Genomic DNA, 21,570 nt, shown 5'->3' on the forward strand with positions numbered 1-21,570 from the left:
CAGAGCACCCGGGCCGCCCACCGGCGGAGGGTTCGGCGGCCCGGGGCCGGGCCGCCTGTCGCCGGCCGGTCCGCCTGTCGCCGGCCGGTCCGCCGGGCCGCCGGCCCGACTACTTCTGGCCGGCCGCCTTGGTGATGTTCACCGTGCGGGTGACCGTGGTGACGTTGCCCGCCTTGTCGGTGACCGTCCAGGTCAGCGTCGGGGTGCCGGTGAGCCGGCCGGCCGGGAACGAGAAGAGCAACGTCGTGCGATCCCGTACCCCGGCCGTCCGCTTGCCGTTGACCAGCAGGTCGATGGCGGCCACGCCCTGCTCGTCGGTGGCGATCAGGTTGGTCGTCAGCGTGCCGGTGACGGAGGCCGCGGCGGCCGGGCTGACCGAGGTCACGACCGGGGCCTTGTTGTCGACGACGACCGTGCGGACGGCGGTGGAGACGTAGCCCTGCTTGTCGGTGGCCCGCAGGACCAGGGCGGTCCGGCCGGTCGCGCCGGCGGTGTTCCAGGCCAAGGAGTACGGCGCGGTGGTGTCGGTGGCCAGCACCGTGTCGCCGCGCAGCAGTTCGACCTGCGTCACGCCGGAGGCGTCGGTGGCCTTCGCCTCCACCTTGAGCGTCCCGCCGACGACGGCGTCGGCCGCCGGTGTCCGCCAGCTCAGCACCGGTCCGGCGTTGTCGGCGACGACGGCGCGGGTGACGGTGGTGATGTTGCCGGCGGCGTCCGTGACCCGCACGGTGAGGCTCACGCCGGCGTTGGTGCCGGCGCTGTCCCAGGTCAGCGTCCAGGGGGCGGTGGTGGCGGTGGCGACGACCGTGTTCTTGACCAGCAGCTCGGCCTTCACCACGTCCGTCGCGACAGTGCTGATGGTCACCGGGACGATCCTGGTGACCTTGGCGCCCGCGGCCGGGCTGGTGACTGTGGCGGCCGGCGCGGTGTTGTCCACGGTGACCTTGACCTGCGCGGTGGCGGTGCGGCCGGCGGTGTCGGTGACCGACAGCGTCAGGGTGGCCGGGCCGGTGAAGCCGGTCGTCTTCCAGGCGACCTGCCGGGTGCCGGTCAGGGGGAGGTTGGTGGTGACCTCCTTGGTGCCGGTCTGGGTGCGCAGCTGCACCTTTGCCAGGGCGGTGGCCGAGGTGATCGACGGCGAGAACGCCACGGTGCCACGGACCAGTTGCCCGGCGGTGAGACCGAGGCCGGTGATGACCGGGCCGGACGGGGTGGCCGGCGGGTTCGGCACCGGGTTCGGGGTGGCGGGCGTGCCGGTGAGCGCGGTCAGGGTGGCGCCGGCGTTGACCCGGCCCTTGGCGACCCAGGTGCCCACCGGGTCGGCGCCGCTCTCGATCGCCGCCCGGATCTGCGCCACCGAGGCGGCCGGGGCCGCGGCCCGGGCGAGCGCGGCGATTCCGGCGACGACCGGACCGGCCGAGCTGGTGCCGTCGTACCAGAAGAGGCCGCCGTTCATGCCCTGGGCGATGTTGCTGCCGGGAGCCGCGACATCCACCCAGGGGTCGGCGACGGTGCCGTAGTTGGACCAGCTGTACCGGCCGTCGGCGCTGGTCGAGCCGGCGACGGCGATGGCGTTCGGGTGCCCGGCCGGGTAGCTGCGGGCGCTGCCCCCGGAGTTGCCGGCCGAGGCGATGACGACGGCGCCCTTGGCGACCGCGTAGTTGACGGCGGTCTCGGTCAGCTGGCTGTAGTCGGGCCCGCCCAGGGACAGGTTGATGACCTGCGCGCCCCGGTCGGCGGCATAGGTGATGCCGGCGGCGACGTCGTCGCTGTAGCCGGAGCCGTTCCCGTCCAGGACGCGGACGGGCAGGATCTTGCAGTCCCAGCACACCCCCGCGAGACCGGTGGCGTTGTTGCCCTTGGCCGCGATGACGCTCGCGGCCTTGGTGCCGTGGCCGTTGACGTCGGTGGCGTCGCTGTCGTCGTTGACGAAGTCGTAGCCGGGCAGCAGCCGGCCCGCGAGCTCGGAGATCGGGCTGACCCCGGAGTCGACGACCGCGACGGTGATCCCGCTGCCGACCGAACGCGACCAGGCGGCCGGCTGGGCGGTCCGCGTGGCACCCCACTGGTCGGCGAAGGCCGGGTCGTCGGGGGTTACGTCGGTGATCCGTACCTGGTGGTTCAGTTCGGCGTAGGCCACGCTCGGGTTGCTGCGCAGCTGCTGCAGCGCGGCGCTCAGGTCGGCGGCCGGGACCGTGACGTCGGCCGCGGCCAGCCGGCCGATCGGGTCGGACTCCAGCACCTCGATACCCGGCCGGGCGTCGAGCTGGCCCACCACCGCGGTCGTGCTCGCCCCGGACCGGACCCCGACGATGATCGAGGACGTACCCGGGACGCCGGGCTCCGCCGCGGCGGCGGGCAGCGCGCCGAGGGCCGAGGACAGGACGGTCAGGGCGGCTGCCGCCGTGGCGGCAGCCTTGGTGCCGGGGCGCCGGGACCGATTCGACATGGACTGCTCCAGGGGAGGGGAACCCCGTGGCGGGCACGTCACAGGTGAGGTCACCATCGGCCCCCGCACCCCGTCCATGAGGAGAATCAGCCGTCGCGGCGGGTGAAGGTCATGACCCAGTTGACCGGGTCCCAGGTGCGGCCACCGTCGAACGAGAACTCCTGCTCCCAGCGCGCCGACCTGGGGGTCATCGCCGACCACAGGAAGCGGACCAGCGCCGGCCTGCCGCCGATCTCGTCCTCGCCGACAAAGACGCCCCGGCCGTCCCGGAAGCGGCCCTCGACCGGCGGGTCCAGCCGGCCCGGGTTGGTCGTCGACGACCACCAGATGCGCCACAGGTCGGCCCCGGGGTCGTACAGGCGCAGCGTCAGGCCCTCGAACGAGCGCCCGTCGGGCAGCGTCGCCGCGACGGTGTCGACGTTGCCGGTGCCGCCGAGGACCGGCCGGGCCTCCCCCAGGCCGTCGAAGTCGATCCAGTCGGTGCAGTCCCGATCGGTGACGTCGGCCAGCTTGTGGTGATGAACCGTCCAGCGGCCCAGCAGGAAGTCGAAGTCGGTGGTGCCGTCGTGTGTCATGCCGCGACCGTAAGACCGGGCTGTGTCAGTACCTGTCAGGGTTGAGCGGCATGATCAGCGCATGCCTGCCGGTCGCCTGCTGTCGATGCTGTTGCTGCTGCAGACCCGCGGACGGCTGTCCGCCGGCCAGCTCGCGGCGGAGCTGGAGATTTCCGTACGCACGGCGTACCGCGATCTGGCCCGGCTGCAGGCGGCGGGGGTGCCGCTGTACGCCGAGGCCGGCCAGCACGGCGGGTACCGGCTGGTCGAGGGCTACCGGACCCGGCTGACCGGGCTCAGCGGCGGCGAGGCGCGGGCGCTGTTCCTGGCCGGGTTGCCGGCACCGGCGGCTGACCTGGGGCTGGCCGAGGAGGTGGCGGCGGCCCGGCTGAAGCTGCTCGCGGCGTTGCCGGCCGAGCTGCGGGATCAGGCCGCCCGTACGGCCGCGGTGTTCCACCTGGACGCCCCCGGCTGGTATCACGAGGCGCAGGCCCAGCCGTTCCTGACGCTGCTCATGGACGCGGTCGTGGCGCAGCTCGCCGTCGACGTGGGCTACCGGCGGTGGCGGGCGCCGCAGGAGGTTCAGCGGCGGCTGCGGCCGTACGGGCTGGTCCTCAAGTCCGGCACCTGGTATCTCGTGGCAACCACCGGGGACGCCGGCCGGATCGCCACCTATCGGGTCGCCCAGTTGCGGGAGGTCAGCGTCACCACCGAGCGCTTCGAGCGGCCGGCCGGCTTCGACCTGGCGGCACACTGGGCGACCTACCTCGCCGAGTTCGAGGCCCGGCGGTTCACCGGCACCGCGACGATCCGGCTGTCCGCCGACGGCCTGGCCCGGCTGCCCGACCTGCTCGATCCGGCGGTGGTACGGGCGGTCGCCGAGTCCGCGGGCGAGCCGGACGCCGACGGCTGGGTGGCGGCGACGATCCCGACCGAGAACGTCCGGCACGCCTGCCAGGAACTGCTGCGTCTCGGCGCCGAGGTGGAAGTGACCGGGCCGCCGGAGCTGCGCCGGGCCATGGCCACGACCGGTCACCGCCCTCGCCCACCGCTACGGCGCGACTCTCTGACCGGATCGGGCAGCAGGTGGCGGCGGCCGGCCCACACCATCACGGCCAGGCCGACCCCGCACGCCGCCGCGGTACGGAAGCCCGCCTGGTAGCCGTACCGCTCGATCACGAACCCACCCAGCGCCTGCCCGCCCGCGTTGGCCGCGAAGATGGCCGTGGTGATCCAGCCGAAGGCCTCGGACAGCCGGCGCTGTGGCACCAGCCCGTCGAGCAGGGTGTTGTGCGCCGTGACCTGCGGCACGAGGGTCGCCCCGGCCAGAACGACGCCGACCGTCAGAGCCGGGGTGCCGCCGACGACAGCCGGCAGCACCAGGAACAGCCCGAAAGCGGCCATCAGCACCGGCAGGCGCACCGGGAGCGCCCGCGGCCAGGGTGAACGCTGGTAGACCACCCCGCTCAGCACGGACGTGATCGACCACAGGCCCAGCAGCAGCCCGGCCAGCTGCGGCACACCGTTGGCCCGGGTGCCGGCGGTGACCCCGACCACGACGAAGCCGATGGTCAGGCCGAAGGCGCACGTGGCGACGAGCAGGACCGCCAGACCCGCCGCACGCAAGCCCTCGGCGGACGGGGATGCCGCTGCCGAGGGCTCGGACGCGGTCGCTCCGCGGTGCGACCGGGCCGCCGCCGTCAGGGCGAAGCCGGCCGCGGGGACCGTGCTCAGCGTGACGGAGATCAGCAGAGCCGATCCGGGCCACAGCCAGGTGGCGAGCACGGCGGCCACCGCGGGACCGAGCAGCCAGCACACCTCGAAGCTGATCGCCTCGTAGCTGTAGGCGGCGTCGCGGACCGGACCGGCCGGGACCAGGTGGCTCCACATCGCTCGGGAGGCGACCTGCACGGTCGGCAGCACCGAGCACTGCACGGCGACCAGGACGGCCAGCGGCAGGGTGGACAGGCCCGCGTCGATCGCGACGAGCACGGCGGCGCTCAGCAACGCGTACGGGGCGGTGCAGGTCAGCAGGGTGCGGGTGGTTCCGTACCGGTCGAGCAGTCTGCTCTGCGCGATGATGCCCGCCGCCGTACCGATCAGGCCGGCCGCCGAGATCGTCCCCGCGACGGCGTAGGAGTCCGTCCGGGCCGCGACATAGAGCAGCACGCTCAGGTTGTTCATCGCGAACCCGAAGCGGCCCAGCAGCGACCAGGCGGCCGCCGGCAGCGCTCCCGGGACAGCGAGCGCGGTCCGGGCCGACGCCGTCACGGGATCACGCCACGGGCATGAGCGGCAGGCGGACCGCCGGAGGCAGGGGCCGCGGGCCCGGCTCGGCGGAGAAGCCCTGGATCAGCAGCGCGGCGAGGCGGCGGGACGCGGCGGCCGCGGCGGCCGGTGACGAGGCCCGGATGCCGCTGTTGGCCATGAGGATCAGCACCAGGTCGTCGACGACGAAGTCCGGGCGGAGCTTGCCGGCGGCCTTGGCCCGGCGGGCCAGCTCGGTGACGGAGCGCAGCGCCCGTTCGCGGGTCGCGGTGAAGTCGATCGCGTGCGGGAACGACGACATGAACGCCGCGGTGAAACCTCGGTCGCGGGCGTGCAGGGCACACACCGTCTCGATCAGGTGGCAGAAGCCGCGCCACGGGTCCGGGTCGGCCAGGCCCTCCTGCACGGCGACCGTGCAGGCGTTCATCTGCTCGGTGAAGGCCTCGGTGACCAGCGCTTCCTTGGTCGGGAACCGGCGGTAGAGGGTGGCCGGGCCGACCTCGGCGCGGCGGGCGATCTCGCGCATCGACACGTCCAGGCCCGCGCCGGCGAACATGCTGCGGGCGACCGAGAGGATCCGCTCGCGGTTGTCCCGGGCGTCGGAGCGCAGTGTGTGAGGCAACCGTTCCGGCATACGTCTCACTTTAACTAAGTGGACGGGGTGCTCCGCTAGCGTCCGGGCCATGAGAGCTCTGCAGTTCAGCGAGTACGGCCCGGCCGGCGTCCTGCGCGTCGCCGAGGCACCGGAGCCGCACGCCGGGCCGGGCCACGTCCGGATCGCGGTGAAGGCGTCGGGAGTCACGCCCGCCGACTGGTACCTGAGGTCCGGCCGGTTCCGCGACTGGATGCCCCTGACCCTTCCGCACGTGCTCGGCGCCGACGCCGCCGGAGTGGTCGACGAGGTCGGCGCGGGAGTGACCGGGGTCCGGCCGGGTGACGCGGTCTTCGGCGTCGTCGACGTGGCCCGGCTCGGCGGCGCGAACGCCGAGTACGCCGTCCTGACCGGCTGGGCGGCCAAGCCGGACGCGCTGAGCTGGGAGCAGGCCGGTGGCGCGGCGGCGAACGTCGAGACCGCCACCCGGGTCCTCGACCGGCTGGGCGCCGGCCCCGGCCTGACCCTGCTGGTCGAGGGGGCGGCCGGTGGCGTCGGCTCGGTCGCCGTGCAGCTCGCGGTGGCCCGCGGCGCGACGGTCATCGGTACGGCGAGCGCCCGCAACCACGACTTCATCGCCGGCCTCGGGGCGGCGCCGACCACGTACGGGCCGGGCCTGCGCGACCGCGCCGGCGTGGTGGACGCCGTGCTGGACTGCGCCGGCTCCGGCTCGTTACCCGACCTGATCGACCTGGCCGGGAGCCCGGACCGGGTGGTGACGGTGGCGGACCTGAACGCCGCGGCGTACGGGGTCCACCTGTCCAGCTCGGGCGGTCCCGGCGCGGATCCACAGGCGCTGCACGGGCTGGCGGCTGCGGCCGCGCTGGCGGAGCAGGGCCGGTTCACCGTGCCGCTCGCCGCGGTGTTCCCGCTCAAGGACGCCGTCGCCGCCCACGAGCTGAGCGAGACCGGCCATGCCCGCGGCAAGATCGTGCTGACGGTCTGACCCGGCCGGCTCAGCCGCGCACGGTGAACTCGTTGCCGTCGGGATCGGTCATCAGCACCCGGCCGTCGTCGCCCGGGCCGGACTCGACGCGCTTCGCGCCGAGGGAGATCAGCCGGTCGATCTCGGCCGGCACGTCACTGTGGACCGGTACCGCGAGATCGAGGCTCAGCCGGTCCTTGCCGGTCCTGGGCATCAGCGGCGGACCACCCCAGGTGATCTTCGTCCCGCCGCCGGGCGACTGGATCGCCGTCTCCTCGTCCTGGTCCCAGACCAGCGGCCAGTCCAGCGCCGCGCTCCAGAAGTAGCCGACGGTCCGCGAACCGTCGCCGGCCAGCGCGCCGACGAAGCCGCAGCCGGCCAGGAAGTTGTTGCCCGCCTCGATGACGCAGAACTCGTTGCCCTCGGGGTCGGCGAGCACCACGTGCCCCTCCTCGGGAAGCTGGCCGACGTCGGTGTGCCGGGCGCCGAGCTCCAGCGCCCGGGCCACCTTCTGCTGCTGGTCCTGCTCGGAGACGCTGGTCAGGTCGAAGTGGGCCCGGTTCTGGCCGCGCTTGGGCTCGTCGTGCGGGATGAACCGGATCCGGTAAGCGTTGTCCGCGCCGGGCAGCAGGGCGACCCCGTCGCGGGCATCGTCGACGAGCTCGAGACCCAGAAACTCCGACCAGAACCGCGCGAGACGCCGGGGTTCGCCGGCCAAGAAGCAGATCGCGTGCAGTTGGCTCGTCATCGCCGACCATCCCCCGTGCGCGGAACTGACTGCTGTCGATCGGAGCCTAGGTGTGGGCCGAGGTCGCCCGCAGCCGATTAACGGGCCGCGGTTCTCAGCGCGCCCACAGACACGACGTTGGACCATGCCGGGTATGACTACGGTGCTGGACCGTCCTGCCGCGCTGCTCGTCCTGGTCTCCCGGCCCTGGTTCTGGCCGGTCTCCTGGGTTCCGGCCTACCTGGGCACCGTGCTGGCCGGTCACGCCTGGTTGCCCGACCGCGCCGACGCGGCCCGGGCCCTGGTGGCTCTGCTCGTGCTCGGCCCGCTCGTCTGGGGCGCGGTGCTGGCCCAGAACGACCTGCACGACCTGCGCAGCGACCGCGCCAACCCGCGCAAGGCCACCGCTCCCCTGGTCACCGGCGCGGTATCGGCCGCTCGGCTGCGGCGGTGGTACTACGGCATCGCCGGTGCCGCGATCCTCAGCGCCCTGTTCGTGGGGCCACTGTTCGTGCTCGGCGTCGCCGGGGTGCTGGCGCTCGGCTGGGCGTACAGCGTGCCGCCGCTGCGGCTCAAGACGCGGCCCGGTTGGGATGTCGCGGTCAACGCGCTGGTCGTGGGGGTCGTCTCGCCGGCGGCGGGATGGTCGATCACCCGTACGCCGTGGGAGTTTCCGTGGCAGTTCGGGTTGATCGGCCTGCTCTTCGCCGCGGCGCTGTATCTGCCGACGACCGTGACGGATCTGGCCGCCGACGCGGGCGCCGGGGACACCACGTTCGCGGTCCGCTTCGGCGCGCGCTTCGCCCACCGGCTCGGGATCGCCCTGTGGGCCGCGGCGCTGGGCATCTCGATCCTCTGCGCGTGGCTGGACGTGCTGGTGCCGCGGTCCACCCTGACGGCGCAACTGGTGATGGCGCCGGTGCTGCTGGTCGCGTACGCGATCCTCACCCGCCGCCCGACCATCACCAAGCTCGCGCTGATCTCGGTGCTCTTCGGCGTCCCGACGATCGGCTTCGCCCTCGCCTACGTCGGTTCCTGACCGCCGAAGGCGACGATGACCTCGGCCTCCGCGTCGGCCCGGCCGGCCCACCGCTCGCCGCCCACGTCGACGCTCTTGCCCGGCTCGATCGCCTTGTAGATCTCGAAGAAGTGCTGGATCTCCAGCTGCAGGAACGGATCGAGGTCGGTGATCTCGCGCAGCTCCGCGAGGCGGACGTCCGCGGTCGGCACGCACAGGACTTTCGGCGTCGGCCCGTTCTCGTCACTCATCCGGAACATGCCGATCGGCCGGCACCGGATGAGGCAGCCCGGAAAGGTCGGCTCGCGAACCAGCACCAGCACATCGAGGGCATCCTTCTGCGCGGTCCACGTGCCGTCGATGAAGCCGTAGTCGGCCGGATACTGGGTGGCGGTGAACAGCGTCCGGTCGAGCCGGAGCCGGCCGGTGCGGTGATCGAACACGTACTTGTTGCGAGTTCCCTTGGGGATCTCGATGGTGACGTCGAACTCCATGACCACGCACCCCTTCAGGATCTGCACGCTACACCCAGTCGTTCCCATCGATGGCATGGAGTTCCTGCTCGCGCTGCCCGCGGCCTTCATCAACCAGCGCTTCGGCTACAAGACCGGCATCCTCACTGGGCTGAGCCTGGCCGCGATCGGCGCCTTCTCGTTCTGTCCGGCCAGCAAGATCATGACGTACGAGGCCTTCCTCGTCGCCCTGTTCGCGATGGCCGCCGGCTGCTCGATCCTGGAGACCTCGGCCAACCCGTACGTGCTCTCGCTCGGTCCCGAGCAGACGGCGACGCGGCGGCTCAACCTGGCCCAGGCGTTCAACCCGGTGGGCACCGACATCGCGACGCTGACCCCGGCCGAGGTGCCTACGATCGGGGCGGGTGAGCTGGGTGCGGTCATGGCACCGTACCTGGGCCTGGCCTTTGTCCTCGTGCTCATCGCCGTGGCGACCGCCAGCCAGAAGGCGCCGCCGATAGTCGAGGAGTTCCCCGACGCCGGCCCGCACGAGGGCGGGGTCGGGAGCCTGTCCGGGGTGCTGTGGCGCAACAAGCAGTACCGCTACGGCGTCGTCGCACACTTCTTCAACGTGGCGGCCCAGGTCTGCGCGTGGACCTACCTGATCCAGTACGTCCGGCAGGCGTCGGGCCAGGCCGGTGGGGTGTAGCCGGGGACGCGCTGGAAGTCGATGCGGCCGTTCGGGCCCCGCACGGTGGCCCACTGCGTGTCCCGGCACGTCACCGTGCCGCCGATCACGGCCGCGTAGAACTCGGCCAGAGCGCGGGGATCGGGGCAGTCGAGGGTGACGGTACTGAGCCGGATCTGATCAGACATACCGGTACGACGCAGGAGCACGCCTGGAATCGACCGCTTCGGTCGGCCTTTCGGCCGACCCGGGTGCCGGTGAATCCGGTCCGGAGCCCGATCTGCCGGACCGGGTGCGTGCCTAAGCTCCCGGAGGTGATCATCAACCGGTACGCCGCCGTGGCCGCGCCCGTCGGGGGTGTGCTGCTCGGGGCACTCGACTTCGTGTGGATCAAGTACGTGCCGTTCCCGTTCGGCGGGCTGGGCAATTCCCTGGCCGTGTGGGCGGTGGCCGGCTTCCTGTTCACGTACTGGGGGCGGTGGGACTGGGCCCGGGGCATCGCCGCGGCGGTCGTCATGCTGGTCGTCGCCGTGCCGAGCTACTACCTCGCGGCGGCCGTGATCCAGAACGACGACGTCTCGAACCTGTACAACACCGTGGCCATCGTGTGGATGGGCTTCGCCGTGATCGCCGGAGTGGTCTTCGGCGGGGCCGGGATCGCCGCGCGGCGCCCGGGACGGTGGCAGACCGGCGCCTCGGCCATGCCCGCGGCCGTCATGTTCGCCGAGGCAGCGGTGCTCGCGCGTCGAGGCGGGGACGAGCCGCTCTGGTCGGCCCTCATCGACGTGGCGCTCGGGGTGCTCCTCACGGTGCTGGTCGTGGACACGTGGCGGCGCCGCCTGGTCGCGCTGCTGGTCGCCGTACCCCTGGCGGTTGTGGGGTTTGCCCTGTTGTCCGTCGCCCGTTTCGAGTAGCGCTCACCGCACCCGGCACGAGGTCGTGCCCGTCGCGGCCGGGTTGCTCTCCGAGGTGACGGTGACCGCGACCCGAGTGCCCTTGGCGCCGGCCGGGCGCTTGACGTAGACGTCCACCGACGCGGTGCGGCCGTTCGCGACGTCGGTGACCGCGCGCGGCAGCCAGGACGTCCAGCCCGCACCGGCCGAGGCCGACACGCGGTAGACGTCCGAGCCGGTGTAGGCGCTCAGCGGACCGGCGGTCGTGGTGGCCCGGCCGGTGTTGCGCACCGGGATGCGGCAGCGCGCCCAGCCGGACGGCGCCACGGCGGCGACGGCCCGGCCGGCCGCCACCCCGCGGGCCTGTGGTCCGGCGCCGTCCAGAGATCGGACCGCGACCGTGTACGACAGCACGCCGGCCCGGTCCCGCCGCACGTCCAGCACGTAGAAGTGCAGCCGGTTGGCGGTGTCGACGTACTCGTACTCGCTGCCCGAGCCGGTGCCGGCGTGGAACAGCGCGTCGGAGAGCTGCCGGTAGTCGCCGACGGTCATCTTCTGCGGGGTCCCGTCCGGCAGCACGAAGTCGACCTTGTCGATGTCCTGCGGGTTCGCGTCGACGGTCCAGATGAACGGGGCCGAGTCGGCGTTCTTGGTCTTGGCCAGCAGCACACCGGAGTCGGGGGTGAACGAGTCGAAGCCCATCCGGTCGACCACCTCGACCGTGTAGTTGTCGTACCTCCCCCCGTCGCAGTACGGGTCGGCGGCGGTGTCGCAGGCCGGGCTGCTGTCGCCGCCGTCCAGCGTCACGTTGATCCCCGACAACCCCTTGCCGGGCTGGACCGCGCGGGCCTTCACCCGCGCCACGACGACGCCCGAGCCGGTCAGCGCTGCGCGGGAGAGCCGCAGCACCGCGGCGTCGTCGATGATGCCGAGCTTCATCTTGTTGCGCAGCATGTGCTGGGCGCCCATCGACGACCCGGCGGTGCCCGGGATGAGCCAGCGGCTGTGCGGGCCGCCGGGACCGTTGAACGTGCCCCGGCTGAGCATCTCCCACGGTCCGCTGTAGTCGCGCCGCGCGGGCACCGAGTACGGGTTGTTGTAGTTGTCCCCCACGCCCAGGATGTGGCTGAACTCGTGCGCGTAGGTGGACATGCCCGAGCTCTCCGCCTGCACCGAGCTGCCGTTGGTGGCGTTCGGCCAGACGGTGGCGGAGGCCTGCCAGGAGGTCCAGTCGACGTACCGGGTGGCGTTCCAGTTCGGCAGCGCCTCGTCGGGCGGCCCGAAGGCGTCCGAGACGCTGTCCTCGCCGGCGAACTTCATCTGGCCGAACTCCTGCCAGGTGGACGACTCGTCCTGCCCGGCGGCCAGGTAGAAGACGAAGTCGTACTGGGCGGCCACCGTCTCGCCGACGTCGGCGAGCCAGGCGGCGCGGGCGTCGGCGCGCAGGTCACGGCCGCACTTGTCGCCGGCCGGGCAGCCCAGGCCGCGCTGCATGGAGTTCTCGATGCCGTACTCGTGGCTCTTGGCCGGCAGCTGATAGACGCCGAACGAGCCCAGGCCGATGCCGTAGCGACCGCCGGAGTCCTCCATCCAGTACTCGTGGATGGTGTGGCCCCGGTTGAGCTCGCCCGGCTTGTTGAGGAAGTCCCGGTAGAAGGCCGGGACGTCGGCCCGCGGCAGGTCGTGCACGGTGGACGGATTGCCGAAGACCGTGGAGTTCGGCGGCTGGGTCACGACGAACGGCTGGTTGGGGAAGTCCACCAGCACCAGGGCGCCGCGGAAATTGCGCTGCGAGCCCGGCACGGCGGGATCCGACCAGTCGGTGCCCGGCACCGCGCGGTAGTCGTCCCAGGTCATGGTGTCCGGCAGCTCGTAGTTCTGCGGATCGACCGGCTGGGGAGCGTCCGCGCCGGCCCGGCGTGCGGCCGGCTGGTCGCGCTGCCACGGCTGGGTCTGCGGCCAATGCCGCATCCGCCAGGGATGATCCGGGTCGCCGTCCGGGTGCGCGGCCGCGGCGGGTGTCGCCGTCAGCGCTCCGGCCAGCACCAGCACCATCACAGAGATCGCCGGGACCACAGCCCGCCGCACGGTTGCCACCACGCCACCAGTCACCTACGTCATCCTCGCAGTCCGAGTGATACCTATCAATGCCTGGGGGGAAGGCCGCCGCCATGGCAGGATACTGCCCAGTAACCAGGAGACGGGTGAGCGACATGGCCGGTGAAGGCGCGCGTACGGCATTTCGGACCTGCCCGTTGTGCGAGGCGGCCTGCGGGCTGGAGCTGACCATCCGCGACGACCGGATCGTGGCCGCCCGCGGCGACCGCGAGCACGTGTTCAGCCACGGCTTCCTCTGCCCCAAGGGCGCCACCTTCGGCGAGCTGTCCGCCGATCCCGACCGGCTGCGCCGGCCGCTGGTCCGCCGCGGCGACCAGCACGTCGAGGTGAGCTGGGACGAGGCTTTCCAGGCCGTCGAGCAGGGCCTGCGCCCGATCATCGACCGGTACGGCCCGCACGCGGTGGCCCTGTACCTGGGCAACCCGAACGTGCACACGATGGCCGGCGGGCTCTACCTGACCCCGCTGCTGCGCACCGTCGGCACCCGCAACATCTTCTCCGCCAGCACCGTCGACCAGATGCCCAAGCACGTGTCCTGCGGTTACCTCTACGGCAACCCGCTGACCATCCCGGTGCCCGACCTCGACCGGACCGACCTGCTGCTGGTGCTGGGCGCGAACCCGTGGGAGTCCAACGGCAGCCTGGCCACCGCGGCCGACTTCCCCGGGCGGCTCAAGGCGATCCAGGCCCGCGGCGGCCGGTTCGTGGTGGTCGACCCGCGCCGCACCCGGACCGCCGAGCACGCCGACGAGCACCTGTTCATCCGGCCCGGCACCGACGCGTTCCTGCTGTTCGGCATCGTCCACACACTGTTCGCCGAGGGCCTGGTCGAGCTGGGCGGGCTGGCCGGGCACGTGACCGGCCTCGACGAGGTGCGGGAGCTGGCCAGTGCCTTCACACCCGAGCAGGTGAGCGCGGTCTGCGCCGTACCGGTGGAAAGAATCCGCGGCCTGGCGCGGGAGCTCGCGGCCGCGCCCACCGCCGCGGTCTACGGCCGGATCGGCACCTGCACGGTCGAGTTCGGCACGCTCACCAGCTGGCTCGTCGACGTCGTCAACGTGCTCACCGGCAACCTGGACCGGCCCGGCGGCGTGATGTTCCCGCTGGCCGCGCACCTGAGCCCGCGCCCCCGCGCCGGCGGCAAGGGCTTCCGGACCGGCCGGTGGCACAGCCGGGTCCGCGGACTGCCCGAGGTCAAGGGTGAGCTGCCCGTCGCCACTCTGGCCGACGAGATCGAGACGCCCGGCGACGAGCAGGTCCGCGCGTTCGTGACGGTGGCCGGCAACCCGGTGCTGTCCACGCCGAACAGCGACCGGCTGGACCGGGCGCTCGGCGGGCTCGACTTCATGGTCAGCGTCGACCCGTACCTCAACGAGACCACCCGGCACGCCGACGTGGTGCTGCCACCGACCGACCCCGCTCGTAAGGGTCACTACGACTTCTCGTTCCTGGCACTGGCGGTGCGCAACTTCGCTGCGTACTCCCCGCCGGTGCTGCCGGCCGAGCCGGCGAACATCGACGAGTGCGACATCCTGGCCCGGCTCACGCTCATCGCCGCCGGCCAGGGCGCGGGCACCGATCCGGCGGTGCTGCACGAGCAGCTGCTGGAGCAGGCACTGCAGCGAGCCGCCGCGGCGACCGGGCGCGACGCGACCGAGCTCCGGGCGCTGGTCGGTGGAGACCATCCGGCCGAGCGCCTGCTCGACGTCGCCCTGCGCACCGGGGCGTACGGCGACCGGTTCGGCGCGCACCCCGGCGGGCTCTCCCTGGACCAGTTGCTCGCGAACCCGCACGGCGTCGACCTCGGCCCGCTGCAGCCCCGGCTCCCCGAGGTGCTGCAGACCCCCAGCGGCAAGGTCGAGCTGTACGGCGAGCCGATCGCGGCCGACGTCGAGCGGCTGCGCGCGGCGCTCGGGCGCGACCACGACGACCTGGTCCTGGTCGGCCGGCGCCACCTGCGCTCCAACAACAGCTGGATGCACAACGTGCCCGCCCTGGTGAAAGGCCGGGACCGCTGCACGCTGCAGGTCCACCCGGCCGACGCCGACCGGCTCGCGCTGACCGACGGCGGCGACGCCCGGGTCACCTCGCGGGCCGGCACACTGTCGGCGCGCGTGGAGATCACCGACCGGGTCATGCCCGGCGTGGTGAGCCTGCCGCACGGCTGGGGCCACGGCCTGGCCGGCACCCGGATGACGGTGGCCGCCGCCCATCCGGGAGTGAACAGCAACCTGCTCACCGACGAGACCGTCATCGACCAGCTCTCCGGCAACAGCGTGCTGAACGGCATCCCGGTCGAGGTCAAGGCCGAATTCGCGGTTACCGGCCGGGCCGGCGAGGTGCTGACCTAGAGTCGGATCCGGGGAGCCTGACAGGGGGTGCGCGGTGTCCGATCAGATGCGGGCCGACTGGGGTGGACCGGACAAGGTCCTCGACACCTACGTCGCGCAGATGGACCGGCTCACCGAGCCGGTGGACCCCGGCGTCCAGCTGAGCCTGACGGTGCACGGCCTGCTGGTCAGCGGCGAACTGATCCCGCAGTGGCAGTGGTTCGCCGAGGTCAGCGAGATGACCAACAACGAGGACGCCTTCTACACCGGCATGGCCGAGCACGTGAAGGAGCAGTCCGACCTGGCCCACGCCGCCGTCAAGCTGCGCGACACCGGCGGCGAGGTGACCCACCGGCAGTACACGGCCCTGATGGCGCCGACGAGCTACATCCACCTGCGCAACGCCCGGATCCACTCCCCCGACCACGCGGGCCGCGGCGGCTGCCTGTGGCGCGGCCGGCTCTGCGACGTCTCCGGCTGGACCCCGGGCTACTCGCCCGCCGCCGACTGAGGCACGCCAGGTCCGGAACCCCGGCCGCGGGGTGATCACCACGGCCGGCACGACCAGCGCCGATCCCGCCAGTAGCGTCCGCAGGCCGGGCCCGAGGCAGTCCGGGACCACGGCCGGGTCGCGCAAGGCCAGGGCCTCCAGGCGAGCGCGTCGTCCAGCAGACCGCCAGGATCTGGCGGCCGCGGGCATCGACGGGTACGTCTGCTCGCCCGCCCAGGAACCGGCGGCCAGACCGATCGCCCCGCCGACCAGCGCGGCCAGCACCGCGATGACCACGCCCAGAGTTCTGCGGGCGGCGATAGCACGGTCGACGATATGTAACGTCAACCGTTGCCAGCCATCAGTCCGCGACCGGGGCCACGGCAAGCGCGGTCCCGGTCACGGAAACAGGCGACGAAAATTTGTCAGCGAACGAACAGATCGAACGAACTGCCACTCACCGCGCAACGCCAGAATTCCCACCGGTGCTCATTCGACAATTGACGACCGGTGTTGTTGCAAACCGTCGACGGATTGGTGACGCCGTCCCGGTGCTGATACAGCAGCTCCGTGGCGGACGTGTTGTAGTAGAGCGTGTTGTCGACCGTGAATTCGCCGAGTTCGTTTCCCGGGTTGAGCACACTGTCGGCGTCGAAGTGCCAGTGCACACCGAGCCAGAGCCGGCTGTGCGCGTTCTCGTCCGCGGCCGCGGTGAAGCTGGCGAAGGTCCGCGTGACACCACGGGCGTCGGGATCGTCGGTGCCCCCGGTGAACCTGACGTTGTCGCGGCCGAACCAGTGCCTCATCACCATCGCCCACGTGTAGGCGAAGGTCGCGTGGCCGGACACGAAGGCCGGGAAGTTGGGTGTCGCCCGGCCGAGCGGCTCCCAGTCCTCACGGTCGGTGTCCGGGTTGCCGTCGGTGTCGGCCTGGTTGATGGCGGTCACCGGCCGCCACAGGTCCACCGGCGTGTTGTACTTCGTGTCCCAGGCCAGGATCGCCGCGTCGGCCAGGGCGAGCGCCACCTGCGCGTACAGCTTGACCTTGGACTCGGCCGGGACGTTCTGGGCCGCGGCGATGGTCTGCGTGTGCGAGAGCAACTGGCCCGGCGGCTTGTAGGTGCCGTCGGAGTCGTTGGCCCAGAAGAACGCGGCCCGGGTCTGGTCGGCGGTCCGCTCGGTCGACGTGCGGGAGCCCAGCCGCCGCACCTCGTCGAACTGCGCGGTGTATTCCGCGCTGGTCAGCAGCTCGCTGTAGGTCGAGGCGTCGGCGGGAATCTCCGGCCGGAACTGCGATCCGCTGGTCATCGCGAACGGCCGGACAGCACCCCACTGTGGAGTCACCGGTGGGTTGGCACCGATCTGCTGGGCGGCGCCGGGGACCCCGTCGAACGTGTAGGACATCGGCGCGTCGGAGCCGTCACCGGCGCGGCTCTGCAGCATGGCGCGCGCCGCCTGCTCGCCGACCGATCGGCCGGCGGCCTGCTGCGGAGAGGCCGCGATCCCGTCCTGGGCCTCGGTCAGCTTGCCCTGGAAGAACGACGCGAACGCCGGGTAGAGGTCGGTCAGGACCGTGTAGGCGGCATAGTCCACCGCGGTGTTGAAGTCACCGCCACCGGCCACCTTGACCACGTACGGCTGACCGAGGCAGTCGGCCGCCCGCCGCGCGCACAGCACCGAGTTGGCGGCGTCGTAGATCGCGATGTGCACCATGGCGCCGGCCCGGCTCATCCGGGTCGGCGTCGCGGCACCGCCGGTCAGCTGGCGGTAGGTGTCGAGCAGGACGGTGTTCCAGAAGGTGGCGTGGTCGGTGGCGATGACCGCGCGGGCCGGCCGGGCGGGCCAGGCGACTTGCAGGAAAGCGGCGAACAGGACAGCGACCGCAGCCAATGTCCCATAACGACGCGACAGGCGTGATTGTCCGTCGGAAAACAGCACGGATCCTCCCCGTTAGTTACCGCGCCTCCCCCGTGGCGACGCGGAACTGCTCGTAGGTTAATCGGTGCGGTCCAGTATCGATAGACCCGTTTCTCTATTTCTGGGGAAAGTCGTCCGGTCGTTCGACGCGGGTGGGATTGCCGCGTACCAATGCATCATGGATCTGGCGCCGGCCGGTGACCATGGCCCGGTCCGCGGCGCGGTCACCCTGTTCGAGGCGCGTGCGGATGCGTTCCAGGGCCAGGCGGCGGTTCTGGCTGAACTGCCGCTCGGTGTCGGCCACCACGACGATCCCGGTCGGACGGTGGGTCGCCCGTACGGCCGTGCTCGCCTTGTTGCGGTGCTGGCCGCCCGGTCCGCCGGTGCGGCAGCCCACGATGTCGACGTCCGCCTCCGCGAAGGCCGTGTGCGCGGCGTCCACCTCGCATGGCTGCGCGATGACGTACCAGTTCTTGCGGCCGGCGCTCGTGCGGTAGGGGCTGGGCGCCTGCCAGCACAGGGTGCCGGTCCACGAAGCGGTGAACCGGGCTGCGCCCGTACCGGAGATCCGGACCAGGACCGAGCGGAACGTCCCCGGCCGCTCGCCCGGCACGGTCTCGACCCGATGGGTCGTCAGGCCGTCGCGGCCGGCGCCGGCCTCCAGCCGGCGCACCAGCTGGGCGACCGCCCAGGTGCACTCCTGCGGGCCGCGCCCGGCCGACAGCAGCAGATGCTCACGCTCGCTCATGACCGGCCCCGGCCACGACGCTGGTCTCGGCGGTCGCGCCGCGGTGCACTGCCGAGGTCGGCCGTCTTGTAGGTGACCACCGGTACGGTCTCGGCCACGGACGTCGCCAGGCCGTGCGCCACGAGATCCCCGACGACCCGCTCGATCCGCTTGTACGCCGTCGGCGCCTCCTCGAACAGCAGCTGCCGGTCACCGCACACCACCAGCGACCCCAGCGGTGTCCGGCGCAGCTCCTCGACCGTGTGCTTGGCCCGGCCCCGGACCAGGGCGTCGGCGCGCGACATCTTGCGCCCGGCACCGTGGGCGACCGAGTAATTGGCCTCCGGCCCGGCGTGCGCTGCCACCAGGTACGACGGGGTGCCCCGGGTGCCGGCCACCAGCACGTCACGGCCGTCGCCACGTGCGGCGCCCTTGCGGTGCAGGTACACCCCGTCGCGGACCTCGACCAGGTTGTGGCACTCGTCGACGATCGGCGCGGTGGGGGTGGCTCCGAGGGCGAGCGCGACCCGGGCCGCCATCAGCCGGCGGTTGAGCGAGCCCCAGCGCACGGCCTCGTCGTGCCGGGCCAGGTACTCCGCCGGGGTGGCGGCCGGACCGGCGCCGTGCACCTCGGTGTGTGAGCGCAGGATGCGCTCCCCCAGGCCGCGGGAGCCACTGTGCACGATGAGGACGAGGTCGCCGGCGGCCAGCCCGAGCCGGGCCGCGTGGCCGGCGTCGAGCACCCCGCGGACCCGCGCGAGCTCGACGAAGTGGTTGCCGCGGCCGACGGTGCCCAGGCTTTCGGTGTGGCCGGCCGGGATGTCGGCGTCCACGTGGGCCCAGGCCGGGTCGTCCGGCTCGACCGGCCGGTCGAGGTCCGGGAAGCGGCCGGCCAGACGCTCGGGTACGGCCCGCTTGAGGCCGACGGGGAACACGGCGATGCCGCAACCGATGTCGGAACCCACCAGGTGCGGGTAGAGCACGGTCGACGCCATCGCGGCGCCGATCGGGGCGCCCTTGCCGGGGTGCAGGTCCGGCATGGCGGCGACGTGGAGCATGCCGTCGAGGGCGGCCACCTGGTGGCACTGCGTGACGGCGTCGGACTCGATCCAGCTCCCGTCGGAGGCGAACACGGTGACGGGGGCAGACTGCTGCTGAGACAAGGAGTGCTCTTTCTGAAGACGTACGGGCGCGGCGGGCTGGGCGAGGCGATGCGCGTCAGTACGTCATGCAGGCAGCTTGCGGGAGATCACCCACCGGCGGCAACCGCTTTTCCCCCGGCGCGGGCTTAAAATCCGGCGGGAGGTACACGACCATGGCGGACAGCAGCAACAAGACCACGGCGACCGACGGTGACATCGGCGCGTTCATCAACGGCATCGGCGACGACCAACGCCGCCGGGATGCGACGCTGCTGATCGACACGCTGCGCGAGCTGACCGGGGAGCCGCCGGTGCTGTGGGGCACGTCGATCGTCGGGTTCGGCTCCCGCCACTACCGCTACGACTCGGGCCGCGAGGGCGACACCCCCGCGGTCAGCTTCTCCCCGCGGGCCGCCCAGACGACGCTGTACCTGTCCGGTGCCATGGAGGAGTACGCCGGCCTGCTGGACCGCCTCGGGCAGCACAAGCTCGGCAAGGGCTGCCTCTACCTCAAGCGGGTCGACCAGGCGGACGCCGCCGCGCTCCGGGAGATCCTCGCGCTGTCGTACCGCATCGGCACGACCACCTGATCCCGTCGGCCTCAGAGCGGGACCGGTCCGCCCCACAGCCGCAGGAAGAGGACGCCGAGCACGTCCAGGATCATCAGCAGGAACGGGTAGCTCAGCGGGAAGAAGCAGCAGATCAGCAGGATCAGCACGCCGAGGTTCTTCTCCTCGAGCCACAGCCGCGTCTGCTGCGCGCCGTTCCCGGGCCGCTTCAGCGCCGACCACAGGATGCCGAAGCCGTCCAGCGGCGGGATCGGGATCAGCGCCAGCAGCCCGAAGGCCAGCAGACCGACCGCCGAACAGAGCAGCACCTGCTCGCCCAGCGGCAGCGTGAAGCCACGCAGCACGTCGGACATGTTCAGCACCGACAGCAGGTTGTCCGGGAAGACCAGCACGTACGCCAGGAACAGCACCTGGGCGACGAGGATGCACACCACCGGCCCGGACGCGAAGACCGCCGCCGCGCGGCCCCGGCCGTGGTAGCGGGGCACCTCGTCGACCGAGATGGTCCTGCCCCAGCCCATGCCACCGACAGCGGCCGCGACCGCGCCGAACGGGTCGACGTCCTCGCGCAGTTGCGGGGTCACCGGGTCGCGGCGTTCACTCAGGCGCAGCGTGCGCGCGGTGATCCGGATCGCGAAGGCCCGCAGCAGCAGGCCGAGCAGGAAGGCGACGACCAGCGCGACGAACGCGACCGGTTCGCCGAGGGCGAAGAGCAAGCTAGCCCCGTTCCGCCTTGGCGGCGATGACCTCGCGGGCGAGCTGGCGGTAGTTGCGGGCGCCCGAGCTCGCCGGGTCCAGGCTGGTGATCGGCGCGCCGGCCACCGTGGACTCCGGGAACTTGACCGTCTTGGTGATGACGGTCTGGTAGACCTTGTCGCCGAACGCCTCCACGACCCGCTGCAGCACCTGGCGGCAGTGGGTGGTGCGGCTGTCGTACATGGTCGCCAGGATGCCCTCGAGCTCCAGGTCGAAGTTGAGCCGCTCGCGGACCTTGTCGATGGTGTCCAGCAGCAGGGCCACGCCGCGCAGGCTGAAGAACTCGCACTCCAGCGGGATGAGCACGCCGTGGGCGATGGTCAGCGCGTTGATCGCCAGCAGGCCCAACGAGGGCTGGCAGTCGATCAGAATGAAGTCGTACTCCTTGCGCACGGTGCGCAGCACCCGCGCCAGGGCCATCTCCCGGGCGACCTCGTTGACCAGCTGGATCTCGGCCGCCGACAGGTCGATGTTGGCCGGCAGCAGGTGCAGTCCGGCCACATCGGTCTTGATGATGACGTCCTCGGCGGTGACGTCGTCCTGCATGAGCAGGTTGTAGATGCTCAGGTCGAGGTTGTGCGGGTTGACGCCCAGACCGACCGAGCAGGCGCCCTGCGGGTCGAAGTCGACGAGCAGCACCTTGCGGCCGTACTCGGCCAGGGCGGCGCCCAGGTTGATGGTCGTCGTGGTCTTGCCGACGCCACCCTTCTGGTTGGCCAGGGCGATGATCCGCGCGGGGCCGTGCCGGTCGGTCGGCATCGGCTCGGGGATCGGCCGGCGCATCGTGTATGCCGTCGGGTCGGCCGGGCCGAGGTCGGCGCCGAGGTCCAGCGAGCTCTGCTGGTCGCGCAGGGCATTGGTCCACGCCTCAGCGCGATCATGATTTCCGCTCACGT

The 21,570-nt window shown here is 72.1% G+C and carries 20 protein-coding genes and 1 pseudogene; 8 read left to right on the forward strand and 13 right to left on the reverse strand.

Translation table 11 applies throughout. The features are described from left to right. Positions 1-109 precede the first annotated feature (109 nt). Positions 110-2,449, reverse strand: coding sequence for a S8 family serine peptidase (locus tag ACZ6S4_RS41655; protein ID WP_465480177.1), 2,340 nt, complete (start codon positions 2,447-2,449; stop codon positions 110-112). A gap of 86 nt (positions 2,450-2,535) precedes the next feature. Next, positions 2,536-3,024, reverse strand: coding sequence for a hypothetical protein (locus ACZ6S4_RS41660; protein ID WP_465480178.1), 489 nt, complete (start codon positions 3,022-3,024; stop codon positions 2,536-2,538). Between the two features lie 61 nt (positions 3,025-3,085). Here ACZ6S4_RS41660 and ACZ6S4_RS41665 point away from each other — a divergent pair, with 61 nt between their 5' ends. Further along, entirely contained in the window at positions 3,086-4,165 is a 1,080-nt protein-coding gene (locus ACZ6S4_RS41665) for a helix-turn-helix transcriptional regulator (RefSeq protein ID WP_465480179.1), read from the forward strand. Positions 4,166-4,335: 170 nt separating this feature from the next. Here the strand turns inward: ACZ6S4_RS41665 and ACZ6S4_RS41670 are convergent. After that, a pseudogene (locus ACZ6S4_RS41670) lies at positions 4,336-5,187 on the reverse strand (MFS transporter); the annotation flags it as partial. A 91-nt stretch (positions 5,188-5,278) separates the two neighbouring features. Beyond that, positions 5,279-5,893 carry a TetR/AcrR family transcriptional regulator gene (locus ACZ6S4_RS41675; RefSeq protein ID WP_465480180.1) on the reverse strand — a complete coding sequence of 205 codons (615 nt, stop codon included), beginning with the start codon at positions 5,891-5,893 and terminating at the stop codon, positions 5,279-5,281. Between the two features lie 61 nt (positions 5,894-5,954). Here ACZ6S4_RS41675 and ACZ6S4_RS41680 point away from each other — a divergent pair, with 61 nt between their 5' ends. Next, positions 5,955-6,869, forward strand: a complete 915-nt coding sequence (locus tag ACZ6S4_RS41680) for an NADP-dependent oxidoreductase (protein ID WP_465480181.1) — start codon at positions 5,955-5,957, stop codon at positions 6,867-6,869. A gap of 10 nt (positions 6,870-6,879) precedes the next feature. Here ACZ6S4_RS41680 and ACZ6S4_RS41685 read toward each other — a convergent pair whose 3' ends face one another. Further along, positions 6,880-7,596: a VOC family protein gene (locus ACZ6S4_RS41685; protein ID WP_465480182.1), complete on the reverse strand. Its 717-nt coding sequence runs from the start codon at positions 7,594-7,596 to the stop codon at positions 6,880-6,882. A 133-nt stretch (positions 7,597-7,729) separates the two neighbouring features. Between ACZ6S4_RS41685 and ACZ6S4_RS41690 the strand changes: the two genes are divergently transcribed. Beyond that, on the forward strand, positions 7,730-8,614 hold the full coding sequence (locus tag ACZ6S4_RS41690) for a UbiA prenyltransferase family protein (protein ID WP_465480183.1): 885 nt from the start codon (positions 7,730-7,732) through the stop codon (positions 8,612-8,614). Here ACZ6S4_RS41690 and ACZ6S4_RS41695 read toward each other — a convergent pair. Further along, entirely contained in the window at positions 8,599-9,087 is a 489-nt protein-coding gene (locus ACZ6S4_RS41695; RefSeq protein ID WP_465480221.1) for an inorganic diphosphatase, read from the reverse strand. The genes ACZ6S4_RS41690 and ACZ6S4_RS41695 overlap by 16 nt on opposite strands. Positions 9,088-9,142: 55 nt before the next feature. On the opposite strand from ACZ6S4_RS41695, the gene ACZ6S4_RS41700 reads away from it, so the two are divergent. After that, positions 9,143-9,754 carry an MFS transporter gene (locus tag ACZ6S4_RS41700; RefSeq protein WP_465480184.1) on the forward strand — a complete coding sequence of 204 codons (612 nt, stop codon included), beginning with the start codon at positions 9,143-9,145 and terminating at the stop codon, positions 9,752-9,754. Here the strand turns inward: ACZ6S4_RS41700 and ACZ6S4_RS41705 are convergent. Beyond that, positions 9,703-9,921: a VOC family protein gene (locus ACZ6S4_RS41705; RefSeq protein WP_465480185.1), complete on the reverse strand. Its 219-nt coding sequence runs from the start codon at positions 9,919-9,921 to the stop codon at positions 9,703-9,705. The genes ACZ6S4_RS41700 and ACZ6S4_RS41705 overlap by 52 nt on opposite strands. Before the next feature lie 126 nt (positions 9,922-10,047). Here ACZ6S4_RS41705 and ACZ6S4_RS41710 point away from each other — a divergent pair, with 126 nt between their 5' ends. After that, the gene (locus ACZ6S4_RS41710; protein WP_465480186.1) at positions 10,048-10,647 is read left to right on the forward strand and encodes a DUF6518 family protein; all 600 of its coding nucleotides are present in this window, start codon (positions 10,048-10,050) and stop codon (positions 10,645-10,647) included. Between the two features lie 3 nt (positions 10,648-10,650). Here ACZ6S4_RS41710 and ACZ6S4_RS41715 read toward each other — a convergent pair whose 3' ends face one another. After that, complete coding sequence (locus tag ACZ6S4_RS41715) at positions 10,651-12,738, reverse strand: M6 family metalloprotease domain-containing protein (protein ID WP_465480187.1); 2,088 nt, start codon at positions 12,736-12,738, stop codon at positions 10,651-10,653. A gap of 101 nt (positions 12,739-12,839) precedes the next feature. On the opposite strand from ACZ6S4_RS41715, the gene ACZ6S4_RS41720 reads away from it, so the two are divergent. Both ACZ6S4_RS41720 and ACZ6S4_RS41725 read left to right on the forward strand, forming a co-directional pair. Further along, complete coding sequence (locus ACZ6S4_RS41720; RefSeq protein WP_465480222.1) at positions 12,840-15,095, forward strand: molybdopterin oxidoreductase family protein; 2,256 nt, start codon at positions 12,840-12,842, stop codon at positions 15,093-15,095. 34 nt (positions 15,096-15,129) lie between these two features. Continuing rightward, on the forward strand, positions 15,130-15,585 hold the full coding sequence (locus ACZ6S4_RS41725) for a hypothetical protein (protein WP_360822661.1): 456 nt from the start codon (positions 15,130-15,132) through the stop codon (positions 15,583-15,585). A 404-nt stretch (positions 15,586-15,989) separates the two neighbouring features. Here ACZ6S4_RS41725 and ACZ6S4_RS41730 read toward each other — a convergent pair whose 3' ends face one another. From ACZ6S4_RS41730 to ACZ6S4_RS41740, 3 genes are all read right to left on the reverse strand, one after another. Further along, positions 15,990-17,453: a vanadium-dependent haloperoxidase gene (locus ACZ6S4_RS41730; RefSeq protein ID WP_465480188.1), complete on the reverse strand. Its 1,464-nt coding sequence runs from the start codon at positions 17,451-17,453 to the stop codon at positions 15,990-15,992. Positions 17,454-17,595: 142 nt separating this feature from the next. Beyond that, on the reverse strand, positions 17,596-18,228 hold the full coding sequence (gene prfH / locus ACZ6S4_RS41735) for a peptide chain release factor H (RefSeq protein WP_465480189.1): 633 nt from the start codon (positions 18,226-18,228) through the stop codon (positions 17,596-17,598). Next, the gene (locus tag ACZ6S4_RS41740; protein ID WP_465480190.1) at positions 18,225-19,370 is read right to left on the reverse strand and encodes an RNA ligase RtcB family protein; all 1,146 of its coding nucleotides are present in this window, start codon (positions 19,368-19,370) and stop codon (positions 18,225-18,227) included. The genes prfH and ACZ6S4_RS41740 overlap by 4 nt, the downstream gene beginning before the upstream one ends. A gap of 152 nt (positions 19,371-19,522) precedes the next feature. Between ACZ6S4_RS41740 and ACZ6S4_RS41745 the strand changes: the two genes are divergently transcribed. After that, a complete protein-coding gene (locus tag ACZ6S4_RS41745) occupies positions 19,523-19,939 on the forward strand; it encodes a DUF1801 domain-containing protein (protein ID WP_465480191.1) in 417 nt (138 codons plus the stop codon). 11 nt (positions 19,940-19,950) lie between these two features. Here the strand turns inward: ACZ6S4_RS41745 and ACZ6S4_RS41750 are convergent, their stop codons facing one another. Both ACZ6S4_RS41750 and ACZ6S4_RS41755 read right to left on the reverse strand, forming a co-directional pair. Then, the gene (locus tag ACZ6S4_RS41750; protein WP_465480192.1) at positions 19,951-20,634 is read right to left on the reverse strand and encodes a zinc metalloprotease; all 684 of its coding nucleotides are present in this window, start codon (positions 20,632-20,634) and stop codon (positions 19,951-19,953) included. A gap of 1 nt (position 20,635) precedes the next feature. Further along, the gene (locus ACZ6S4_RS41755) at positions 20,636-21,568 is read right to left on the reverse strand and encodes a ParA family protein (protein WP_203774887.1); all 933 of its coding nucleotides are present in this window, start codon (positions 21,566-21,568) and stop codon (positions 20,636-20,638) included. Between the last annotated feature and the right edge of the window lie 2 nt (positions 21,569-21,570).

The organism is Actinoplanes sp. NPDC051405 (genome assembly GCF_055586185.1).